Here is a 17306-nt window from a genome sequence, read left to right on the forward strand (position 1 = left end):
AAAATAGTCACCCGCGAGTCGCGTTATCTCATCGTCTTCGTTATCACGCATCACCCGGTAGATTGCGCGTACGTCACCGCCGGCGCAGAACGCTTTCTCACCACTCCCGGTTAATACCACACAGACGATCTGATCGTCTGACTGCCAGCGCTGAAGCTTGTCGTACAACAGGTCCAGCATGTTTAAACTGAGCGCGTTCAACGACGACGGATTATCCAAAGTCGCGATGGCGATGTGGTTTTTGCCATCGCGGCAAGGCACCAGCTCAAATGTGACGTTGTCACTCATAGTTACTCCCAATTACAGTTCAGCGGTAGGTGTTTGTGCATTCACACTTCCGTACTTAGCCGTTTTTCCATTCCGGCTTTCTCTTTTGCAAAAAGGCTTGCACACCTTCGGTTTGATCCTGGGTATCAAACAGCCGGACAAACAACTCCCGCTCCAGGTGCAATCCATGTTGAATCGGTGCCGCGCGTGACTGCTGGATCAGTTGTTTACAGGCGGCCACTGAAGAAGGGGATTGATTGGCTACTTGTTCTGCTAATTCTATCGCGCGCTGCAGAGACTGCCCGGCAGGCACCACTTCCTCAACCAGATTAATCCGCAACGCCTGGTCGGCATTTACCTGCTCGCCACATAAAATTATCCGCTTCGCCCAGCCTTCGCCTACCAAAGCGGTCAGGTTTTGCGTGCCGCCCGCACAAGGTAACAGGCCGACTTTGGCTTCAGGTAGTGCCATAACCGCCTGCTGCTCGGCGATTCGCAAATCGCAGGCCAGTGCCACCTCCAATCCGCCCCCCATGGCGTAACCGTTGATGGCCGCAACCGAAACACCACGAAAGGCTGACAGGGTTTCAAAGGCTTCACCAAAGCAATGGGCCATATCGAACGCAACGCTTTTGTCGCCATCGGCAAACAGCTTAAGGTCGGCCCCGGCGGAGAAGAATTTCTCGCCCTGACCGGTGATCACCAGCGCATAGACCGCTTTGTTCTCATTCAGATTGCACACCAGTGACTTGAGCTGACGTAAGCTGTCCGCCGTCCAGGTGTTCGCCGGTGGATTATTCATGGTAATCAGCGCAACATGATTTTTGATAACAGATTGGATAGCCTGGGATGACTCGGTTTCCATACCTATCTCCTTTTACTCAAACCGATGTGTCCGCCGTGTGGCCCTAACACTCGTTTGTATTGTTGGCTCCACGGCCGTCACAACAATTCGGCCCCCGCCGTAAGCATCCGGCGGGCAATGATCAGCCGCATAATTTCATTGGTGCCTTCCAGGATTTGATGCACCCTGACATCACGAAAATAGCGTTCCAGCGGATACTCTTTGATGTAACCATAGCCGCCATACAGCTGCAGTGCCTGATCACAGACTCTGAATCCGACATCGGTAGCAAAGCGTTTGGCCATTGCACAATAGGCACTGGCTTCCGGATCCTGGCGATCCAGCTTACTGGCGGCATAGCGGACTAACTGCCTTGCCGCGACCAGCTCTGTCACCATATCGGCTAACTTAAACTGCAACCCCTGAAACTGGGCCAGGCTTTTGCCAAACTGCTGGCGTTCCTGCATATACTGGGTTGCCATATTGAGTGCCTGTTGTGCGGTTCCCACCGAACAGGTAGCAATGTTGATCCTGCCGCCATCAAGCCCTTTCATCGCCAGGGTAAACCCTTCACCTTCACTGCCAAGCAGGTAACTGGCCGGCACAGCGACCCGGTCAAAATTGACCGCTCGCGTCGGCTGGCTATTCCAGCCCATTTTGGGTTCTTTGCGTCCAAAGCTGACCCCTTTGGCATCGGCCGGTACGATAAATGCCGAGATCCCTTTGGCGCTCTGGTCACCAGTGCGCGCCATCACTACCAGGAGATCCGTATCCCCGGCTCCGGAAATAAACGTTTTGCCACCGCTGATCAGGTAATGGTCGCCATCCCTGACGGCCGAAGTAGTCAGCGCAGCTGCATCAGAACCGGCATTGGGTTCGGTGAGGCAGTAGGAGCCAAGCCACTGGCCGCTCAGCAGTTTGGCGCAATACTTATCTTTAGCTTCCGAGCTGGCAAAGCTGGCTACCATCCAGGCGACCATGTTGTGAATGGTCATAAATGCGGTGGTTGAAGTGCAGCCCATAGACAGCTGCTCGAAGATTATCGAAGCGTCAAGCCGGGTTAGTCCTAACCCGCCTTGTTCTTCCGGGGCGTACAGACCGAGTAGACCGAGTTCACCGGCCTGTTGTAGCACCGCTTTAGGGAAAGTCTGTTCCTGATCCCATTGCGCCGCCATAGGGGCGAGCTGCTGCTGGGCAAACTGGCGCGCGGTATCCGCAAACGCCCTTTGATCTTCACTAAGTTCAAAATCCATGGCTTACTCCCGCTATTCACGTCTATGAGAAAATGGCGAACGGCTTTGGTTGCCTACCTGAGCTGTATAGTCAGATTCGGACCGCTTGGGATGTCGTCATCAAACCAGCGAGCGGTGACCGTTTTGGTCTCAGTGTAAAACCGCACCGCCTGTTTGCCGTAGGCATGCAAATCACCATAAAAGCTGCCTCGCCAACCGGTAAAAGAGAAAAATGGCAGCGGGACCGGAATCGGCACGTTTATACCCACCTGACCAACCTGGATTTCATGCTGATATTTCCGCGCGGCTGCGCCGCTGGCGGTAAAAATAGAAGTGCCGTTGCCGTAAGGATTGGCATTGACCAGATCGATCGCGTCTTGCAGGGTGTCAACTTCAATGCAAAGCAACACCGGCCCGAAGATTTCCTGCTGATAAATCGACATCTCGGTCGAAACGCCACGAAACAGAGTCGGACCTACCCAGTTGCCATCCGGCGCGCCATCGACTGTGCAGTGACTGCCGTCCAATTCGCACACCGCCCCCTGATCTTTACCCTGCTGAATAAGGTCTAATACTCTCGCTTTAGCCTGCGGACTGATCAGCGGACCAAAGCCAGCAGCACTGTCTTCACACCGGCCAGGATGAACTTTGGCCATCTCCTGTTTCAGGTCTGCAATCCACTCTTTGGCGCCGTCGACAAACACCGCCACAGAGATCGCCATACAACGCTGACCGGCGGCCCCCACCGATGCGCCCACGAGGTTATTGATCACTTGCTGCTTGTTGGCATCGGGCATCACCACCATATGGTTTTTGGCGCCGGCAAAAGCCTGAACCCGCTTGAAGTGTTGGGTTCCCTGCTGATAAATATATTGCGCTACCGGCACTGAACCGACAAAAGAGATCGCCCGAATATCCGGATGACCAAGCAAGAAATCCACCTGTTCCTTACGACCATGAACGACTTGCAGTACGCCTTTCGGTGCGCCAGCCTGTTCAAATAACTCAGCCAGTCGCATCGCGGTAAGTGGCACTTGTTCAGAAGGCTTGAGGACAAACGTGTTACCGCAAGCAATGGCGAGAGGAAACATCCAGAGTGGAATCATGGCCGGAAAATTAAATGGCGTGATCCCGCAGCAGACGCCCAGTGGCTGGGTCATAGAGTAGGTATCTATATCTGTGGCGATATTTTCGACCATCTCTCCCATCAGATTGCTGGCGATATTACCGGCCTGCTCAACCACTTCGATACCCCGCCAGACGTCACCTTTGGCATCGGCCAGAATTTTGCCCGTCTCTTCAGACAAGAGAGCGGCCAATTCATCATGATGCTTTTTAAGGAGGTGCTGATATCGCAACATCAGCCGTGCCCGTTCCGGCACCGCGACCTGCCTCCAGAACTGAAACGCTTCCAGCGCGCTGTCGACAGCGCGTTGCATTTCCTGTTCGGTTGCACAGGGTAAACTGGCGATCACCGCATTGGTGGCCGGATTGGTGACATCAACCCATTGGTTGCTTTCGGACTGACAAAATTCACCGGCGATATATAGAGGTACAGGCTTGTTCATAACTCGGTCCTTGTTAAGTGACTGCCACCTACCCGACTGCGCGGGCGGTAGTCTTATTCAGTAATCATTTCGTTAAACAGCTTTACATAGGGATTTCGATGGCCATTGCCGTCGCTTCTCCTCCGCCAATACAGAGCGATGCGATTCCACGCACCACTTTTTTCCGGGTAGCATCGCCATCCACGCCCAGTGCCTGTAGCTGCCGCAGACTGTGGATCAAAGTCACCAGAATGCGGGCACCACTGGATCCGATAGGGTGACCAAGCGCGCAAGCGCCCCCTTTGATGTTCACTTTGTCGGCATCCAGGCTAAGATGCTTCACGGCAATTTGTGTGACAACGGCAAAGGCTTCATTGATTTCCCACAGGTCAACATCGTTGAGCGTCCAGTCCAGCTCTGACAACAGCTGTTCAATGGCATAGACAGGAGCCAGGGTAAATTCGGCCGGTTTGCGTGCGTGGGTGGTATGGCCGCGAATAATCGCCAGCGGCTGGTAACCGTTCTGCCTTGCTGTGTCTGCATCCATCAGGATTAACGCCGCAGCACCATCGGCGATGGCGCTGGAATTCGCCGCAGTCACCGAGCCTTTTTCGGCAAACGCCGGTTTCAGACGGGTAATTTTCTCCACATCCACCGAACGGGGATGTTCATCGAAATCCAGCATTTCTGTTAATTGGGCATCACGGCCTGTAAGTGGAACAGGCTCCAGTTCATCACTGAACAGCAACTGCAGCTGCGCCGCCAGTGCTCTATGTACCGACTGACTGGCCCACATATCCATATCTGCACGGCTAAAGTGCAGCCGGTCGGCAATTTGCTGAGCATAGACGCCCATCAATTCGCCCTCATAGGCATCCTGAAGGCCGTCGAGAAACATATGGTCGTAGGTGGTTCTGTGGCCCATCCGCATGCCTGCGCGAGCCTCTTTTAACAGGTACGGCGCATTGGACATACTTTCCATGCCCCCAGCCAACACACAGTCATTGACACCTGCCTTGATCAGATCATGCCCCAGCATGACGGCCTTCATGCCAGAGCCACAGACTTTATTCAGCGTGGTACAGCCAACCGAAAGGGGGAGATCGGCGCCGAGTGCCGCCTGGCGGGCGGGTGCCTGGCCACAACCTGCGGGTAACACACAGCCCATCAATACTTCATCAATAAATTTCGACGATCCTGGAGCAGCCTCCAGAGCCGCGCGAATGGCAATCTGACCAAGCTCCGGTGCCGACAAATGACTTAGCTGGCCCTGAAAGCGACCGATAGGGGTTCGCTTTGCTGCCACAATCCAAATCGTCCTCTCCATGACCTTGTCCTCGTTAACTGAACTGTTCGACCACAACCGGTTGGGTTCGCCACTCAAATCCGGCGCAGCGTCTCTAGCTGCGTGCCAATCACCCGCAGTACCTGGCAACTGCATAACTGAGTTGCCGTATGCCAGTCACAATCGAATCAATCTGTGTATTCTTGACGTTTTCGTAAGCATAGCACTAACATTTACGTAAACGTAAACAAACACAATCACAACATGTGAAGTTTGCATACCAGGCGGTCTTGATAGCTGTACGTCAGTTCCTCGTCGTTACGCAGCCGGAGGAGACGATAGAGTGGAAAGATTTAAAATCAGCGAGCTTGCCAAAGAGTTCGGCATCACGACCCGCAGTATCCGTTTCTATGAAGATGTCGGGTTGATTCAACCTGAACGCAACGGAAAAATCCGGGTCTACCAACGCCGGGACAAAATCAGGCTGAAACTGATCCTGCGAGGTAAAAGGCTGGGGTTATCACTGGCGGAAATCAAAGAGTTGTTTGCACTGTACGACACTAACCAAAGTGATACCCAACTGCTGAAAATGTTAGCCATCATTGATGACAAACAAGCTGCCCTGCAACGTAAATTGGATGATATCACTGTGGTGATGGGCGAACTCAACGCCGCCCGCGACAGATGCGAGCAAGCGTTGCAACGTTCTGTCACAACCCGCAGGGCATCAAATTAACTACCTGATTCAAGATGAAATGTCGTTGCTCCGCACTGCAACGGCACGGCACAGACAAGCCACCTGTTGACCCGCTATCACAGGATGGACAGGAGATGTGTTATGAAAACCGATTATCGTCCGCTTAATTTCGGCCTGAGCGAAACGCACAATCTGTTGCGCGAGCACGTTAGCGCCTTTGCGGAGCAACATATTGCCCCGATTGCCGCCCAAATCGACGCCAATAATCAATTCCCGAACGAGCTCTGGCCTCTGCTAGGTGAAATGGGGCTGCTGGGCGTGACCGTAAGTGAACAATATGGCGGATCGGGTATGGGCTACCTGGCACACGCCATCGCCATGGAAGAGATCAGTCGGGCCTCCGCGTCGGTAGGTCTCAGCTACGGCGCTCATTCCAATCTGTGTGTCAGCCAGATTTTTCGTAACGGTAACCCAGAGCAGTGTGGCCGTTATCTGCCAAAGCTGATTGATGGCAGTCATATCGGCGCACTGGCGATGAGTGAAGCCAATGCGGGTTCTGATGTGCTCGGCATGCAGTTAAAAGCCACGCCCGAAGACGACCACTATGTGCTTAACGGCAGTAAAATGTGGATCACGAACGGGCCGGACGCTGACGTGGTGGTGGTGTACGCCAAAACCGAGCCAGGAAAAAAACGTTCAAAAGGCATCACCGCTTTTATCGTTGAACGAGAGTTTGAAGGTTTTAGTACCGCGCAGAAACTGGACAAACTCGGTATGCGCGGATCCAACACCTGTGAGCTGGTGTTTGATAACTGCCCAGTGCCAAACGAAAACGTATTAGGCCACGTTAATCATGGCGTCGAAGTACTGATGAGCGGGCTGGACTATGAACGAGTGATCCTGGCCGCAGGGCCACTTGGTATCATGCAGGCTTGCCTGGACTTAGTGCTTCCCTATGTTCATGACCGGAAACAATTTGGCCATTCAATTGGTGAATTTCAGCTCGTCCAGGCCAAACTGGCAGACATGTATACCCAGATGAATGCTGCGCGCAGTTACGTCTACACCGTTGCCGCGGCCTGCGACAGGGATGAATGCACCCGCAAAGACGCCGCCGGAGCGATACTGTTTAGTGCCGAACTGGCGACCAAGATGGCACTGGATACAATTCAGTTGCTGGGCGGCAATGGTTACATCAATGAATTTGCCGCCGGCCGGCTACTGCGCGATGCCAAACTGTATGAAATTGGTGCCGGTACTTCAGAAGTACGTCGCATGCTAATCGGCCGTGAACTGTTTGAAGAATCCAGTTGAGCTAGCCTCAATAGCGCAGCCAATTTGCAACCGAAGGTAAGGAATACCGATGGCAATATTGCACAGCAAAATCAAACCCAGCGACTCTCTGTATTTGGCCAACCAGCAGGTAATGAAAGGCCTGGTCGACAACCTGCAATCTAATATTGACGTCATTCGCCAGGGCGGTGGGCAGGCGGCGCAGGAACATCAGCGGCAGAAGGGTAAACTGCCGGTCAGAGAACGTGTTGCGGCGCTGCTCGACAAAGGCAGTCACTGGCTGGAGATCGGCCAGTTTGCCGCCTGGCGAGTGTATGAAGAGTCGGTACCTTGCGCCGGGGTGGTGGCCGGCATTGGCACCATAGAAGGGATAGATTGCATGGTGGTGGCCAATGATCCTTCGGTTAAAGGCGGTACCTACTATCCGTTGACGGTGAAAAAGCACTTGCGTGCTCAGGAGATCGCCCAGCAGTGCCATCTTCCCTGTGTTTACCTTGTTGACTCGGGTGGTGCCAACCTGCCCCATCAGGCCGAAGTCTTTCCCGACAAAGAGCATTTCGGCCGGATTTTTTATAATCAGGCCCGCATGTCTGCCATGGGCATTCCGCAAATTGCGGTCGTGCTTGGTCTCTGTACCGCCGGAGGTGCCTATATTCCCGCTATGGCCGATGTTTCTATCATCGTCCGGCAACAGGGGACGATTTTTCTCGCCGGTCCACCGCTGGTTAAGGCGGCCACCGGAGAAGTGGTCACCGACGAAGAACTCGGTGGAGCAGATGTCCACTGCAAAAAATCCGGCGTTGCCGACTACTACGCCAACAACGAAGCACATGCGTTCATCCTGGCACGTCAGGCCATTGCCAGCTGCAATCTGGAGCCAATCGTGGCGGTCGATAAAACCGCGCTACCTCCACGTTATTCGCCAGAGGAGATATACGGCATCGTTAATGCCAACTTGCGTCTGTCTTTCGATGTGCGGGAGATCATTGCCAGACTGGTAGACGATTCTGACTTCGACGAGTTTAAAGCCATGTACGGCACCAGTCTGGTGTGCGGCTTCGCCCACCTGCACGGTTACCCGATCGGGATTGTCGCCAACAACGGCATCTTGTTTTCTGAATCGGCACAAAAAGGCGCTCACTTTATCGAGCTATGCACGAAGCGGAAAATTCCACTACTGTTTCTACAGAACATCACCGGGTTTATGGTTGGGAAAAAATACGAAGCGGAAGGTATCGCTAAGCACGGCGCTAAATTGGTGATGGCGGTTTCCTGCGCCGATGTGCCTAAATTTACCGTCATCATCGGTGGCTCATACGGCGCCGGCAATTATGGTATGTGCGGTCGGGCTTATAACCCAACCATGATCTGGATGTGGCCGAATGCACGAATCTCCGTCATGGGAGGCGAACAGGCGGCCGGTGTAATGGGACAAGTTAAGCGGGACGTCAAAGCCCGCCAGGGACAATCCTGGTCAGAAGAAGACGAAAAAGCCTATAAACGGACAATTATCGACCAGTTTGAAACTCAGGGGCACCCCTATTATGCCAGTGCGCGCCTATGGGATGACGGCATCATTGATCCGGCCAAAACCCGAGACACGCTGGCTAATGCGCTGCGGGCGGCCTCACGCGCACCGAAGCGAGACAGCCAGTTTGGCATATTCCGTATGTAGCATTCTTCTTAAGCAACCTGGCTGAAAGCAAAGTTCCCGTTAACCAATAGATTGAATAGAAAATGGAGAGTCAGATGACCACAGAGCAGCACCCAACACAGGGCAGAAGCAACGGTTCCCAACAGCAGCCAGACTATGTGCTCTGCTCCATCGACCGTGATGGTGTTGCAACGCTGACTCTGAACCGACCGGAGAAACACAATGCGTTTGACGACCTGATGGTTCACCAGTTAAATGAAGCGCTGGCTCATCTGGTAGTGAATCCTGATGTTCGGGTGCTGGTATTGCGCGCCAATGGCAAGCATTTCTCCACCGGCGCCGATTTGAACTGGATGAAGTCGATGGCGGCCAAGTCACAACAGGAGAATATGCATGATGCCAAGCGGCTGGCGAACCTGATGCGGCGGCTGGACCGCTTTCCCCACCCAACGATTGCAGTAGTACAAGGATACGCCTTTGGTGGTGCACTGGGGCTGATCTGTTGCTGTGACATTGCACTTGCTACTCCGGATGCACAATTCTGTTTAAGCGAAGTCAAACTCGGGTTAGTTCCTGCCACCATAGGTCCATACATTTGCCGCACGTTAGGTCTTCGCCAAGCCAGACGCTACATGCTGACCGGGGAACGATTTAACGCCGCCAAAGCAGAGGAACTGGGTATTATTCATCAGTTGATCGAGCCACTCGATGACTCACCGTCTGGCGAAGAGGTCGTTCAGCTGCTATTGCTAACGCTAATGGAGAACAGCCCGTCAGCGTTGCAACAGGCGAAAGCACTCTGCCACCGCTGTCAGTTCCAGCCCATCGACCAAGACTTAATCCAGCATACCAGCGAATTAATTGCCGATGTGCGGGTCTCCGAACAGGGCCAGGAGGGTTTGAATGCCTTCTTTGCCAAACGGCTACCAAGCTGGCACCCGAAAGCTGGTAAAGGGTCAGAGCCGGATCAGGACTAAAGGCACTAATATGAGTGATAATTCTGCCCTGCCTGCGGCGGTTTCCATTGTTGAAGTTGGCCCGAGAGACGGCTTGCAAAATGAAGCCGCCGTCAGCACAAGAGCGAAAATCGCCCTGATTGACCAGCTTTCTGCCAGCGGCCTGCAAGTGATTGAGGCCGGTGCCTTTGTTTCCCCTAAGTGGGTACCGCAGATGGCCGATTCCAAGCAGGTGATGCAGGCGATTAAGCGCTCTCCCAACGTGATCTATTCCGCCCTGACCCCCAATTTGCATGGCTTACAGGATGCCATCGACGCCGGGGCCGATCAGGTCGCTATATTCACCTCCGCCAGCGAGGGATTCTGCCAGCACAATATCAACTGTTCTATTGCTGAAAGTCTGAAACGATTTGAACCAGTGATCGACCTCGCCCGCCAGCACAATATTCCGGTCAGAGGTTATCTTTCTTGTGTGGTCGATTGCCCTTATGACGGTATCACCTCACCCGGCCAGGCAGCCACGGTTGCAAAAGCGTTATATGACATGGGCTGTTTTCAGATCTCACTAGGAGATACCCTGGGAACGGGCACTCCGATGCGCATTGCCCATATGCTGGAAGCGGTATTGGCCCATATCGATGCGGTTCAGTTAGCGATACACTGCCACGACACCTGGGGGCAGGCGCTGGCAAACATCTATCAGGCGATGAGTATGGGAATCTCTGTTATCGACAGTAGTGTCGCGGGATTAGGCGGCTGCCCCTACGCGCCAGGAGCAAGTGGCAACGTTGCAACTGAAGATGTGCTCTATCTCTGTCAGGGGCTGGGGATTGAAACCGGTATCGATCTCGCCCGGGTTAACCGCGCAGGCTGGGCGATCAGTCAGGCGTTAAACCGCAAGCCCACCTCGAAAGTCGCCCTGGCGCTGGGGAATCCGTTTTCACCAAACTGATCGATTGTGATCAACAATGCAGTATGCGTAAAACCAACTCAATATATTGAAAGTGTTGTTGTTTTTATTTTGAGTGGACCTCATGAAATTCCTGTTTTCTCAAACCACTATTCTGCTTTCGCTATCGTCTCTGATTTGTGTTGGTAGCCTTGCCGCCGAACCAGGCCAATCACTGTCGTCACCCAATGGTCAGCAGTGGCTCAAGCATGTCCGTGACGGTTTAGCGCCATACTGGATGATGGACTCGGCGTACGGCAATCCTCCAGGAAACTTTCCCACTTTTCGTTGTGATAACGGCCAGGTAATGGAAGAGACCAATGTGTGTCCGGAATTGGATATGGGCTGGATTACACGCCATTTTGGCCGTGAATATACGCGAATGAAGTCACGCCAGACTTACGCTTATGGGGTACTCTACCATCTTACCGGCGATCCGGCCGCGCTTAAACGCGCCAGGCAGGGCGCCTATTACCTAATTGAGCATCTGCGGGATAAAGACCACGGTGGCTTTGTCAGTTTTACCGTTAATGGCCAGGCGGGCTTGGAGTGGCAACAGCGTACTGCCCAGGATCAAGCCTATGCACTGGTGGGGCTTGCCATGTACTACTACCTGACCCGCGATAAAGTGGTAGAACAAGCATTGATTGAGCAGCAGGCATTTATCTTTAACCAATACCGGTTAAACGATGGCCAAGGGCTGGCATGGGTACTAAAAGATGGCGACGACCAGAGCGCCAAACAGCGTGAACTGGTAGCCCAGTTAGACCAGATTAACGCCTATCTGCTGCTGGTCGCTCCTCTGCTGCCAGAACCAGCGCAAGCCAAATGGCGTGGCGATCTCAAGTGGCTGACTAAGGTCATGTTAACCCACTACCACTCGACGGATGAACAGCGGTTTTACGGCGCAATCCATCACAAAGCGGTAATGATGGCAGACGCCAACCACAACGATTTTGGCCACACCATTAAAGCGTACTGGATGACCTATCTCACCGCGAAGCAACTGGACAATAGTGAATGGGCCGAGCTGGCTGTACAAGGAATGCGCCAGACTCTCAACAAGGCCAGTTACCTACAGGATTTTAATAGTGTGGCGCACTTTTTCTCGCCCCAGCTACAAACGCAGTGGCATGACAGCAAGATTCCTGCCTGGCAAAGCCGCCCTTATCACTACGGTAGTTCTTCCTGGGAGTGGGCAGAGTTGGATCAGGCAGCGATGACATTGTCGATGCTGGATGGCTCCTATCTGGAGACTCTCCACTACACCGGTCAGACCTTTATTGATGCCTGGGTAGACCACAAATATGGTGGCGTGGGACTCAACCCCAAATCGACCAAAGCGTTTCATTGGGGAAATGGCTACCATCAGTTTGAACACGCCTTAGTCGGTTACATATGGGCACAGCAGGTAAATGACCGGCCTGTAACGCTCTACTATGCTTTGCCAGACCAAAGTGACCCAATTTTAGAACCCTATTATTTTCAAGGCTCGATAGAGTCAATAAGCCAACATAACAAGGGACAAAAAGTGACTTTTGTTAATATCGCTCCCTAATCGAGCCGACATCACTTGAGCTTCCGCTGCTAAGTTTTAGTGATGTCAGCCATGGTTGTCAATTTACTGGGAAGACGCATTAGTCGTAGGTTCTTGCTGCATAGCCACTGGTGTAATGGTCAATTCATGACTGGTCATGTTTACCTTGGCCAGATAAAGTGCACCGGGATCGCCGTAGTGTTTAAAGCTGAATTGGTAGATATTCGATGGGCCAAGAAGTTCGCTGTCGATATAGGGCATCAAATCATAGCCGTCTTCCTGATATATCTCGCTGGCCGCCACCATGGCTTTAGCTTGCTTTTCCTCGGCCAGAAGATCGGCCTTTGGCGCAGTGGAAGGGTTTGCCGGATAGGTTTCACCGTTATATTGCATCAATCGGTATGACCCGTTGCTCCAGACGATAAAATCCTGCCAGCCATTACTAAAGCTGTCCGCCAACAAAACCGGTTGGCGCACTACGCTCATGCGGTGAATAACCTGCCCTGAGTGGTCGAACATATACATACTGCAGCCGCCACTGCCACAGAAATACGGGTCCTGTATCAGCACCATGAGTTCATCGGTCCCATCGTAGTTAAGATCCGCCCTACCGCTAATATAACGCACCGGTTTGTCCGCCATAGAGAGGCCATATGGTGCCAATATTTGTTGATCGACCCACTGGTCTAGCTGGACCGCCATGTTCTGTGTGTCGCCAGACGTGGTTTCGGGGAGGCTTGAATCCGGGCTGGATTGCGATTCACCTGGGCTGACACTGCAGCCTGTTAAAGAAAACAGCAGAGTTGCCAGAAGAGCCTGGCGCTGAGATCGGGAGCTAATCATGGTGCATGTTCCGGTTTGCTTGTCGTTATCAAGATAGCTTGCACTATAAACCTGGGCTTTGGCAATGCAAATGGTTGGATAACCATTTCCGTTAAACTGGAATTTACACTTAATGCGCGAAACCAGGCCTTTAGACAGGGCTTAGCGTGGGTACTGTTGCAGAAAGTGCCAGATAACCTGAGCGCCGTTGATGTCGCCGTTTTTGTGCCCGATAATTCGGGGAAGATCCGGAACCTGGCTACCGGGTAAGGTATGCCCGCCACCCAACACACTATACAGCACAACATCACAAGGTTTCTGAGGCTGATCGTAACGGGTCATCTGAACCCGAGAGTGGTCGTTTTGGTCTGGATTGGCCAGCCATTGCATCTGAGAGTCAGATGAGCAACCGTGAAACTCGCGCCACAATGCAATCGTCTGTTCGGTTGCGATTACCGTGCCCATCCTTTTACGAAAGAATTTCACTGCGCCACCGGTATACGGCACCAACGGGTCTTCAGTGCCATTCATGATCAGCAAGGGTACCGCTCGCTTAGGCTGGCAGGTTTTGGCGAGGTTCTCCGGCAAACTTGCGGCGATCACGGCGATTGCCGCCAATTTATTACTCAGCTCACAACCCAGCCGCAAGGTCATCATGCCACCATTGGAAATTCCGGCCAGATAGATACGTGTGGTATCTAGCTGATATTGATTTGTCAGCTGCTCGATTAATTCAGTAATAAACTGCACATCATCAATGCTGTCATCAACCGTACCTCGATGAGTATAACCGCGTCCATCACGCCAGAAATTGTCCATACCATTGGGGTACGCCACGATGAACTGGTTCAGATCGGCCAGGGCATTGAAACCAAAATATTTGGCTGGCGACAAACCATCACCCCGCCCACCGCCGTGCAGTACCAGTAACAGTGCCGGTTTGGAAGCTATCTCTCTGGGGCGATGCAGATAATAAGAACGCTGCTGCCCGGCCAGGTTCAGCGTGTAGTGCTGTAATCTATTAGCGCCAGCCGATTCCGCCGCGAGGGCTAAACCACTCCCCCAAAGCATACTGAGCAGGCAGGAGAATAGGAGTGCCACCGCATACCAACGAGAGCCGCTCATTTCCCAAGTCTGTAGTCTATGAAGTTTGTATTTGCGGTTTAAACTGGACATTGGTTTCATCACAAATAACCCGATCTCTTCCCGCAATCTTAGCCTGATACAATGCATGGTCTGCACGCTTAAGTACTTCCGCAATGCCGTCTTCATCAACTTGCAATATGGCAACACCGAACGAAGCCGTCACACTGAGCAACTCGTTTTTAGCCGGTATCTGGATTGATTTGATCGCTCCCCTAAGCCGCTGCGCCACCTTAGTTGCTGTCTCTGCATCCGTTTCGGGTAATGCGACAACAAACTCTTCGCCCCCCAGACGGCCAAAAATATCTTGCGATCTCAGTTGGTTTTTACACACATCGCCGATTTGTCTCAACACTAAATCACCGATGTAATGACCATACTGGTCGTTGATGGATTTAAAATGGTCAGCATCAAAATAGATAACACTTAAATTGCGTTGAGCATGGTGGCTATGCTGGGCCGCTTTTTCCATCAGTTCCAATGCGTAAGCTCTTGAATAAACCTGAGTGAGTTGATCGATATTGGCACGTTGCTTCAGTGCTTCTTCCAGTTTCACTTTGTCAGTACGGTCGATCAGGATCACCAACAGAAACTGCTTTTCTTCGCTGTCAGAACTCAGGTGGCCAATACTGATTTCGGTCATGATCTCTGAGTTGTCGGCCAACCGGGTTGGAAAATATTTCGTCGTATCACCGCTCATCGGACGCTGCTTTGCGCCCATAATAAATGACTGCCTTAATGGTTTGTGGTTCTGTCTGAATCGCTCTGGCAGCAAATCTTCAACGGTCAACTGTAATATCTGCTCTTCGCTGTACTGAAGTTTACTTAGCGCATACTCATTTGCCGCCAATATATTGCCCTGATAATTGATCAGTAGTGAAGCGTCAGGCAAAGCCTCCATAAAACGACGAATATTGTCGACATTCATATTCAGGATTATTCCTTGTAAATCATTAAGTAAATAGCTACCTTGCTCTCATTTCCCAATGAAAGCTGCAGTCGAATAATATTACTGGTATTTATGTTTGGCCGATTATCCAACATTTCAGCATATTGGAACAGTAGTGCCCCCACATAACGCGTGGAAATAATACTAAATACAGAGGAATCCGAACAGATTGAATTAAACAAGATGTATTTGCGCTGTAAGCTCCGGTATCAGATTAGACTTTCGAGCCGTCACTTTTATGGTGCTGTGCACCACAGACCCTGACACAATTACGTCCGGCGTGTTTTGCGTCGTACATGGCGTAGTCGGCCTTTTCAAGCAAGATTTCCACGTTTTGGCCATCTTGCGGATAGACGGCAATTCCCGCGGAAAGCGTAACCACGGGCAAAAACTCCCCTTTAAAGTTTACTGACATCTCACCCACGGCGCAGCGTAGACGCTCGGCTACATCAACAGCAAACAGCTGGTCACTATCTGACAGCAGCAAAACAAACTCTTCCCCACCATAACGGCAGGCAATGTCTTCTTTACGTATGGTCGCTTCAATCTGGTGACCTAATTCCTGCAGTATCCGGTCTCCGGCGTGATGTCCATGTAAGTCATTGAATCGTTTAAAGTGGTCTACATCAAACATCACAACCGCTAACGGTTTATGGTGCCTTTGGCTACGATTTAATTCCGCTTCTAAAGTCTCTTTCAAATAGCGTCGGTTAAACAGGCCGGTTAATGGGTCGTGTAGTGCCTGATTACGTAGTTCGTCTCGCAGATTAAGGCTGGCCAGTGCCAGGCTGAGGTTTTCCGCCAGTGTCATAATGGTGGATTCGTGAGATCTAAGGTAGTCGGTTTTACTGCTAAACAGTTGCAAGACCCCCAGGATGTCTCCTCGGGCAGTAAGCGGGATACACATTTTATTCGGCGGCAATTCCATCCCGTCTGTATGAATGCATGCGATGTGGCCACTATTGAGATCGTCAAAATGCACCCCGCCTTTTTTCAGGCTCCAGCAAGTACTGGGCTTAAATATGGTCTGGCTCAGGACTGAAGCACTACCCCACGAAATCTGGTTGCGTAACTTGTCCCGTGACGCGTGATAGATAGCCAGTGAACCGCCAACCTCCGGAAACAGTTTGAGACAACAGGATCTGAGCACCATTTCCAGCTCATCATAATTGTTGCAGGAATTGAGTAAGGTACTGATATTATTCAGTTCAGAAATCTCTCTCGTTCGTTCTTTGATTCGGCCTTCTAATTGTAAATGTTCAGCGTCCACCACATGTTTAACGTAACGGGTAGACACCACACCCGCCACGGAGATCAACGCCAGGGCTACCGCGCCAACGCCGTAAAAGATGCTCTGTTGCTCGGAAATAGACGAAGTGATTTCTGCCTGAGGCCTGGCGAGGCGAAGGATAAATAGTTGACCACCCACCTCCACCTGCTGCGCGGTATAGAGCAAGTCACTTTGTGATGTCTCACTGAAACGCCAGACCACACTATGCTTCTGCTGCATGGCACGTATCACTTCCGGACGATCAGCCTGATTGTCCATTTGATCGGTACGGCTTTGTACCACCGTGCTGTCAGCCACGACTGTGCCATCTGGCGAAATTAGACTAACCCGATAGCCGGTAATACTACTGAGTAGATCCACCTGCTGTTTGAGATCGGGATTAAACCCATCGCCATGCAATGTCAGATGGTCACTGATGTTATCCAGTACCGTTAACTGGAGCTGTTGGTGGACGTTGCGATTGTAATCAATCAGCTGCTGTTCTACTAAATACTGGGAAATAAAAACGACCGCTAGAACCACGAGAAATGGGGTATAAAGCAAATAGTTTTTAATCAATATTTTCATATAGATTCCAAGCTTAATTGTGGTTACGAGGCTGTTATGTTAAGTATCAAAATTCTGATGTGATCCATTGTCTAAACTTGTTACTACAACCATCATAAGCCTAAGAAGGATACTGAATTTCGTCCAGTATCAGGACGGAAATAACGCCCAGAGTAACTGGCCTACTAGCACTATTCCCGACCTGACCACCATCACCAATCGAGCACTGGAAATGGAGTATGAAATGCCTGCAAACAACAAGGAACAACTGTTGATCAGCACATTAATCGCGAT

General features: G+C 51.8%; 16 protein-coding genes. 7 read left to right on the forward strand and 9 right to left on the reverse strand.

The window, feature by feature from the left end; genetic code table 11:
- From ACQY6F_RS15315 to ACQY6F_RS15335, 5 genes are all read right to left on the reverse strand, one after another.
- The coding region (locus tag ACQY6F_RS15315; protein ID WP_428775608.1) for an enoyl-CoA hydratase/isomerase family protein at nt 1-288 on the reverse strand (288 nt) is incomplete at its 3' end.
- 55 nt (nt 289-343) lie between these two features.
- Nucleotides 344-1132 (reverse strand): enoyl-CoA hydratase, encoded by a 789-nt coding sequence (locus ACQY6F_RS15320; RefSeq protein WP_428775610.1) that lies wholly within the window; start codon nt 1130-1132, stop codon nt 344-346.
- A gap of 77 nt (nt 1133-1209) precedes the next feature.
- The gene (locus ACQY6F_RS15325) at nt 1210-2364 is read right to left on the reverse strand and encodes an acyl-CoA dehydrogenase family protein (RefSeq protein WP_428775611.1); all 1155 of its coding nucleotides are present in this window, start codon (nt 2362-2364) and stop codon (nt 1210-1212) included.
- Nucleotides 2365-2417: 53 nt separating this feature from the next.
- Nucleotides 2418-3911, reverse strand: a complete 1494-nt coding sequence (locus tag ACQY6F_RS15330; protein ID WP_428775613.1) for a CoA-acylating methylmalonate-semialdehyde dehydrogenase — start codon at nt 3909-3911, stop codon at nt 2418-2420.
- An 82-nt stretch (nt 3912-3993) separates the two neighbouring features.
- Nucleotides 3994-5217 carry a thiolase family protein gene (locus ACQY6F_RS15335; protein WP_428775615.1) on the reverse strand — a complete coding sequence of 408 codons (1224 nt, stop codon included), beginning with the start codon at nt 5215-5217 and terminating at the stop codon, nt 3994-3996.
- Nucleotides 5218-5518: 301 nt separating this feature from the next.
- Between ACQY6F_RS15335 and ACQY6F_RS15340 the strand changes: the two genes are divergently transcribed.
- From ACQY6F_RS15340 to ACQY6F_RS15365, 6 genes are all read left to right on the forward strand, one after another.
- Nucleotides 5519-5911, forward strand: coding sequence for a MerR family transcriptional regulator (locus ACQY6F_RS15340; RefSeq protein WP_428775617.1), 393 nt, complete (start codon nt 5519-5521; stop codon nt 5909-5911).
- Between the two features lie 102 nt (nt 5912-6013).
- Nucleotides 6014-7186, forward strand: coding sequence for an isovaleryl-CoA dehydrogenase (locus tag ACQY6F_RS15345; RefSeq protein WP_428775619.1), 1173 nt, complete (start codon nt 6014-6016; stop codon nt 7184-7186).
- A 49-nt stretch (nt 7187-7235) separates the two neighbouring features.
- The gene (locus tag ACQY6F_RS15350) at nt 7236-8840 is read left to right on the forward strand and encodes a carboxyl transferase domain-containing protein (RefSeq protein WP_428775620.1); all 1605 of its coding nucleotides are present in this window, start codon (nt 7236-7238) and stop codon (nt 8838-8840) included.
- 74 nt (nt 8841-8914) lie between these two features.
- The gene (locus tag ACQY6F_RS15355) at nt 8915-9796 is read left to right on the forward strand and encodes an enoyl-CoA hydratase-related protein (RefSeq protein WP_428775621.1); all 882 of its coding nucleotides are present in this window, start codon (nt 8915-8917) and stop codon (nt 9794-9796) included.
- A 10-nt stretch (nt 9797-9806) separates the two neighbouring features.
- Entirely contained in the window at nt 9807-10727 is a 921-nt protein-coding gene (locus tag ACQY6F_RS15360) for a hydroxymethylglutaryl-CoA lyase (protein WP_428775623.1), read from the forward strand.
- Nucleotides 10728-10809: 82 nt separating this feature from the next.
- Nucleotides 10810-12282, forward strand: a complete 1473-nt coding sequence (locus ACQY6F_RS15365) for an N-acylglucosamine 2-epimerase (protein WP_428775625.1) — start codon at nt 10810-10812, stop codon at nt 12280-12282.
- 63 nt (nt 12283-12345) lie between these two features.
- On the opposite strand, the gene ACQY6F_RS15370 is transcribed toward ACQY6F_RS15365, so the two are convergent.
- The 4 genes from ACQY6F_RS15370 to ACQY6F_RS15385 all read right to left on the reverse strand — a co-directional run bounded on the left by ACQY6F_RS15370 (nt 12346) and on the right by ACQY6F_RS15385 (nt 17033).
- Nucleotides 12346-13104, reverse strand: coding sequence for a hypothetical protein (locus ACQY6F_RS15370; protein WP_428775627.1), 759 nt, complete (start codon nt 13102-13104; stop codon nt 12346-12348).
- Nucleotides 13105-13245: 141 nt separating this feature from the next.
- The gene (locus ACQY6F_RS15375) at nt 13246-14208 is read right to left on the reverse strand and encodes an alpha/beta hydrolase family esterase (RefSeq protein WP_428775628.1); all 963 of its coding nucleotides are present in this window, start codon (nt 14206-14208) and stop codon (nt 13246-13248) included.
- A 16-nt stretch (nt 14209-14224) separates the two neighbouring features.
- Nucleotides 14225-15154: a diguanylate cyclase gene (locus ACQY6F_RS15380; protein ID WP_428775630.1), complete on the reverse strand. Its 930-nt coding sequence runs from the start codon at nt 15152-15154 to the stop codon at nt 14225-14227.
- 235 nt (nt 15155-15389) lie between these two features.
- Nucleotides 15390-17033, reverse strand: coding sequence for a GGDEF domain-containing protein (locus ACQY6F_RS15385; protein ID WP_428775631.1), 1644 nt, complete (start codon nt 17031-17033; stop codon nt 15390-15392).
- 67 nt (nt 17034-17100) lie between these two features.
- Between ACQY6F_RS15385 and ACQY6F_RS15390 the strand changes: the two genes are divergently transcribed.
- On the forward strand, nt 17101-17306 hold a 206-nt coding region (locus ACQY6F_RS15390; protein ID WP_428775632.1), incomplete at its 3' end, for a hypothetical protein.

The sequence above is a fragment of the Vibrio sp. genome (assembly GCF_050299255.1).
Classification (GTDB): domain Bacteria; phylum Pseudomonadota; class Gammaproteobacteria; order Enterobacterales; family Vibrionaceae; genus Vibrio.